The following is a 4500-nucleotide window of genomic DNA, read 5'->3' as shown; positions in this document are numbered from 1 at the left end:
ATCCGCAGGTGCGGCTGCAACTCGCGGAGGCGACGAGCGACGTGTAGATCGATGAACTCGTCGCGGGCCGCATCGACGTGGGGCTCGTCATTCCGCCCGTGCCGCCGCGCCACGCGGCCGGGCTGTCGTACCTGCCCGTCGTGCGCGAGCCGCTGGTGGTGGCGATGCCGGCCGCGGCGAGCGATGCGCCGGAAGACGAGCCCGTCCGTCTCGCCGAGGTTGCCGCATTGCCGCTCGTGATCTTTCCGCGTCGTTTGGCGCCCGGCTTTTATGACATCATTACGGGCTGCTACGGCGCGGCGGGGGAAACTCCGCACATCGGCCAGGAGGCGATCCAGATGCAGACGATCGTCAGCCTCGTGTCGGCCGGCATGGGCGTCGCACTGGTGCCGCAATCGCTGCGTAACCTGCGGCGCACCGGCGTGGTCTACCGGCCGCTTGCCGATCACGCGCCGGTCGTCGAGACGGGCCTCGTGTGGCGCACCGGCGACGTGAGCCCGGTGCTGGCCGGCTTCATCGACGTCGTGCGCGCGCAGGGTCTCGCCACGTGACGTGAACGATGACGCGCCGATGCCGTCCAAAGCGCGGTGCTGCGCGTTTGCGACGGCCGTACCGCATTCGAAAACTTCTTCGCTAACCCATGATCATTCACCCGAATTTCGACCCCGTTGCGATCCATCTCGGGCCGCTGGCCGTGCGCTGGTACGGGCTCATGTATCTCGTCGGCTTCATCGCGGCGATCGTCGTCGGCCGGATCCGCCTGAAGCTGCCGCACGTCGCGGCGCAAGGCTGGACCGCGAAGGACATCGACGACATGATGTTCTACGGCGTGCTCGGCACCGTGCTCGGCGGCCGGCTCGGCTACGTGCTGTTCTACAAGGCCGATTTCTATTTCTCGCATCCGCTCGACGTGTTCAAGGTGTGGGAAGGCGGCATGTCGTTTCATGGCGGCTTCCTCGGCGTGACGCTCGCGATGATGCTGTTCGCGTGGCAGCGCAAGCGTCACTGGCTGCAGGTCACCGATTTCGTCGCGCCGATGGTGCCGACGGGGCTCGCGGCCGGGCGGCTCGGCAACTTCATCAACGGTGAACTGTGGGGCCGCGTGACCGATCCTTCCGCACCGTGGGCGATGCTGTTCCCGGGCGCGATGCGCGACGATGCGGCATGGTTGCCGAAGCATCCGGAGCTCGTCGAGAAGTGGCATCTCGCCGATGTGTTCATGCAATACCAGATGCTGCCGCGCCATCCGTCGCAGCTCTATGAAATCGCGCTCGAGGGCATCGTGCTGTTCTTCGCGCTGTTCCTCTTCGCGCGCAAGTCGCGGCCGATGGGCGCCGTGTCAGCGCTGTTCCTGATCGGCTATGGTCTCGCACGCTTCACGGTCGAGTTCGCGCGCGAGCCCGACGACTTCCTCGGCCTGCTCGCGCTCGGCCTGTCGATGGGGCAGTGGCTGTCGCTGCCGATGATCCTCGCGGGCGTCGCGCTGATGGTCTGGGCGTATCGCCGCCGCGCGGCGAATGCCGCTGCGTGATGCACTGCCGATGCACGTGCGATCGGCGCGTGCATCGGCACCATCCAGGTCAATGAAAAACGCCGGCCCTCGGGCCGGCGTTTTTCATTTCGGACTGCCGCGTGCTGTGCGTTACTTCATCTGCACGGAGCCGTTGACGGTGACCGACACCGTGGCCTTGCCGCCTTCGACGGCGATCGGTGCGCTCATCTTCGCGCTGTCCATCGGCGCCGCGGCCATCGCCATCATGCGCGGGTACGGCTGCACGTTGCGGCCGCCGCCGACGTTCACGTCGCGGATCGTGTAGCTGCTGTAACCGAATGCCTTCGCGGCTTCGTCCGCGCGGGCGCGGAACGACTTGATCGCTTCGGTCGTGAGCTTCTGCTCGGCTGCACGCTGTGCTTCGGGCGACAGCGAGAACTCGACGTTCGCGACCTGCATCAGGTTCGACAGCTGGCCCGCAAGCTTCGACGCCGCCGCGAAATCGCGCGATTCGAGCGCGACCTCGGTGCGACCGCGCCATGCGGAGATCTTGCCGTCGCGATCGGTGCTCGGGTACACGGAGAATGCACCCGTGTGTGCGGTGACGCCCGATACGCCCTTCGCCTGCGACAGCGCTGCATCGGCACGCTGGTTCAACTGCGCGGTGAGGCTGCCCGGATCCTTGGCCTGCTGCTCGTAGAACAGCGTGATGTGGATGATGTCCTGCGGCACGTCGGCGCTGGCCTGCGACGACAGCGACAGCACGCCTGCCGGCTCCGGAAAGTGCGGGTTCGCGGTTTGCGCGTGCGCGGTGGTCGACGCGAGCGTCAGCGCGACGGGAACGGCGGCGGCAAGGGCGAGCGACAGCGCGAGTGCGGATTTCTTGGTCATTGTTGGACTCCTTGTGCGAGGGCGTGCACGCGGATCACGCGTGCACGACGCGGGCGTACCGCGCGACGAAAAAAACGACAGCCGGCCTGATCGGCCGACAGCGGTTGCTTAGGCCGCGCGAAAGTGCCGCGAGTTCCGTGGCGGCAGTGCGTACTGACCAGATTTGACCTTTGGCGTGCGCCTACTTCATCAGCTTTTCGGTGATGAAGCGCCATTCGGCGCGCGTGACCGGCGTGATCGACAGCCGGTTGCCGCGTGCGAGCACGCGCATGTCGGCGAGTTCATCGTGTTCGCGCAGCGCCGCAAGCGGCACGAGCGCCGATTTTTTCACGTACTGCACGTCGACGAGCAGCCAGCGCGGTGCTTCCTGCGTCGACTTCGGGTCGTAATAGGGGCTTTTCGGATCGAACTGCGTGGGGTCGGGGTAGGGCGTCGACGACACTTCGGCGAGGCCCGCGATGCCCGGTTCGGGGCAGCTCGAGTGATAGAACAGCACGCCGTCGCCGATCTTCATCGTGTCGCGCATGAAATTGCGCGCCTGATAGTTGCGCACGCCGGTCCACGGCAGCGAGCGCTGCGGTGCGTTGGCGAGATCGTCGATGCTTGCTTCGTCCGGTTCGGACTTCATCAGCCAGTATTGCATGGATCGTGATCGACGCAGAAAGAGGCTGCTACAAAAGAAAACGGCACCGGGCTTCGCCCGATGCCGTTGGATAGGCCCCCGCCTTGGCCGCTAGGCCGGCATCCTGAACCTGAGGTTCAGAATTGGTCGCAGTTAGCAGCACTTCGGGTACATCAGACAGAGTGACGCGCGCGCCCGTGCTACAAATTTCCGCAACCGTGCACATGGCATTGGTTCAAGGAATATATGACCTTGGCGAACCAGGCAGGGAAGCTGACTGAACTGTGCTTCGATGCGCCAATTTGACCACCGTTGATCGCGGAGATCAAGGGGAATCGACGCATCGATTAAAACGTTACTGCGTCTCGTGCTGTGCGAGCACCGCGCCGAGCTGTTCGTTCATCTGGTGCATTGTACGACGGATTTCCTCCGCGGGAAATGCTTCACCATGCCGCACGCTCGTTTGCAGCCGCAGCAATTCGGACGCGAGCGACAGCGCCGCCATCACGGCGATGCGATCGGTGCCGCGTACCGAGCTGTTCGAGCGGATTTTCGACATTTCGGCGTCGACGCGCGCGACCGCTTCGAGCAGTGCCGCTTCGGTCTCGGCCGAGCAGGCGAGCCGATAGGCCTGACCGAGAATCGAGACTTCGATCTGCTTGGTGCTCATGCATGTTCTCCGTGGCTGGCCGCGTCATCGCCATCCGGACGCGCCTGCGCATCCAGCAGGTCAAGCTGGTTGTCGGCTTGCTCCGCACTTTTCGAGCGCGGCAGCTTTTCGAGAATCGCGTTCAGTTTCACCTGGGCGTCGTCGATCTTTGCCGACAGCGTGTCACGCTCGGCCGCAAGTGCATTGCGTTCGTCGCGCAGTTGCGCGAGTTCCGCGCGGACAGCGTCCGCATCCGCGCGCAATTGCGCGACCTGCTCCTCGAGCGCGAGCCGTTCCGAGTGATAGCGCTTGTTCAGCGAAATCAGACGGCCAATATTTTGAGATAGGGTTTCGAGTTCGTTGAGCATTTGCTGCGTCCTCTAAAGACCCAGCATTTTAGCGCGGAATAACGCGCAATCCGACATCTGTAACGTTTCCAGTCGTAACACCCCTGCTTCTTGCCGCGAATCGGCGCCTCCTGTGCGTGTCCGGACGCTTCCTTGACGCTCGCGCAACCCGCTCCTAAACTGGCGCCGCCTCGGTGCTCGCGCGTGGAACGCGCGGTTAAACGGGAAGCAGGGCGCGGGCGCCGGAAGCTCGCTAACCTGCGCTGCCCCCGCAACGGTAAGCGGCCGCGTCCCGTGACGCAGGCTGGCTCGGGCGCGTTTCGCGTGCAGGTCCTGCATGCGGGCGCGGGCCACTGCGCGTCATCGCGCGGGAAGGCGAGCCGGTCCGCCGCCAGCCCGAGATCGGAAGAGCGGCGGGGAGGGGAAGAGGGGATATCCCGGCGTAGAGCTCGGTGGTGTGCGGATAACGAAGAGAGATAATGGTGTAGGATACGCGGAT

At 64.8% G+C, this 4500-nt stretch carries 5 protein-coding genes, 1 other RNA gene, 1 pseudogene and 1 riboswitch; of the genes and pseudogenes, 2 read left to right on the top strand and 5 right to left on the bottom strand.

Features of this window, described 5'->3' with window-relative positions:
- Both G3N99_RS35430 and lgt read left to right on the top strand, forming a co-directional pair.
- Positions 1 to 551 (top strand): annotated as a pseudogene (locus G3N99_RS35430) (LysR substrate-binding domain-containing protein); the annotation flags it as partial.
- Between the two features lie 89 nt (positions 552 to 640).
- Positions 641 to 1531 (top strand): prolipoprotein diacylglyceryl transferase, encoded by an 891-nt coding sequence (lgt, locus tag G3N99_RS35425; RefSeq protein ID WP_011352909.1) that lies wholly within the window; start codon positions 641 to 643, stop codon positions 1529 to 1531.
- A gap of 111 nt (positions 1532 to 1642) precedes the next feature.
- Here the strand turns inward: lgt and G3N99_RS35420 are convergent, their stop codons facing one another.
- The 5 genes from G3N99_RS35420 to G3N99_RS35400 all read right to left on the bottom strand — a co-directional run bounded on the left by G3N99_RS35420 (position 1643) and on the right by G3N99_RS35400 (position 4022).
- Positions 1643 to 2383, bottom strand: a complete 741-nt coding sequence (locus tag G3N99_RS35420) for an SIMPL domain-containing protein (RefSeq protein ID WP_174941592.1) — start codon at positions 2381 to 2383, stop codon at positions 1643 to 1645.
- Positions 2384 to 2564: 181 nt separating this feature from the next.
- A complete protein-coding gene (locus G3N99_RS35415) occupies positions 2565 to 3026 on the bottom strand; it encodes an EVE domain-containing protein (protein WP_174942048.1) in 462 nt (153 codons plus the stop codon).
- Positions 3027 to 3097: 71 nt separating this feature from the next.
- Positions 3098 to 3279: non-coding RNA, 6S RNA (ssrS, locus tag G3N99_RS35410), on the bottom strand.
- Positions 3280 to 3360: 81 nt separating this feature from the next.
- Positions 3361 to 3675 carry a cell division protein ZapA gene (locus tag G3N99_RS35405; RefSeq protein WP_011352906.1) on the bottom strand — a complete coding sequence of 105 codons (315 nt, stop codon included), beginning with the start codon at positions 3673 to 3675 and terminating at the stop codon, positions 3361 to 3363.
- Positions 3672 to 4022: an ATPase gene (locus G3N99_RS35400; protein ID WP_174941596.1), complete on the bottom strand. Its 351-nt coding sequence runs from the start codon at positions 4020 to 4022 to the stop codon at positions 3672 to 3674. The genes G3N99_RS35405 and G3N99_RS35400 overlap by 4 nt, the downstream gene beginning before the upstream one ends.
- Positions 4023 to 4218: 196 nt before the next feature.
- A riboswitch (cobalamin riboswitch) is annotated at positions 4219 to 4406 on the top strand.
- Positions 4407 to 4500 lie beyond the last annotated feature (94 nt).

This window comes from Burkholderia sp. Ac-20392 (genome assembly GCF_017104585.1).
In the GTDB taxonomy this organism is placed as follows: domain Bacteria; phylum Pseudomonadota; class Gammaproteobacteria; order Burkholderiales; family Burkholderiaceae; genus Burkholderia; species Burkholderia lata.
The sequence above is the reverse complement of the archived record's forward strand: the minus strand, read 5'-3'. Positions and strand labels throughout refer to the sequence as shown.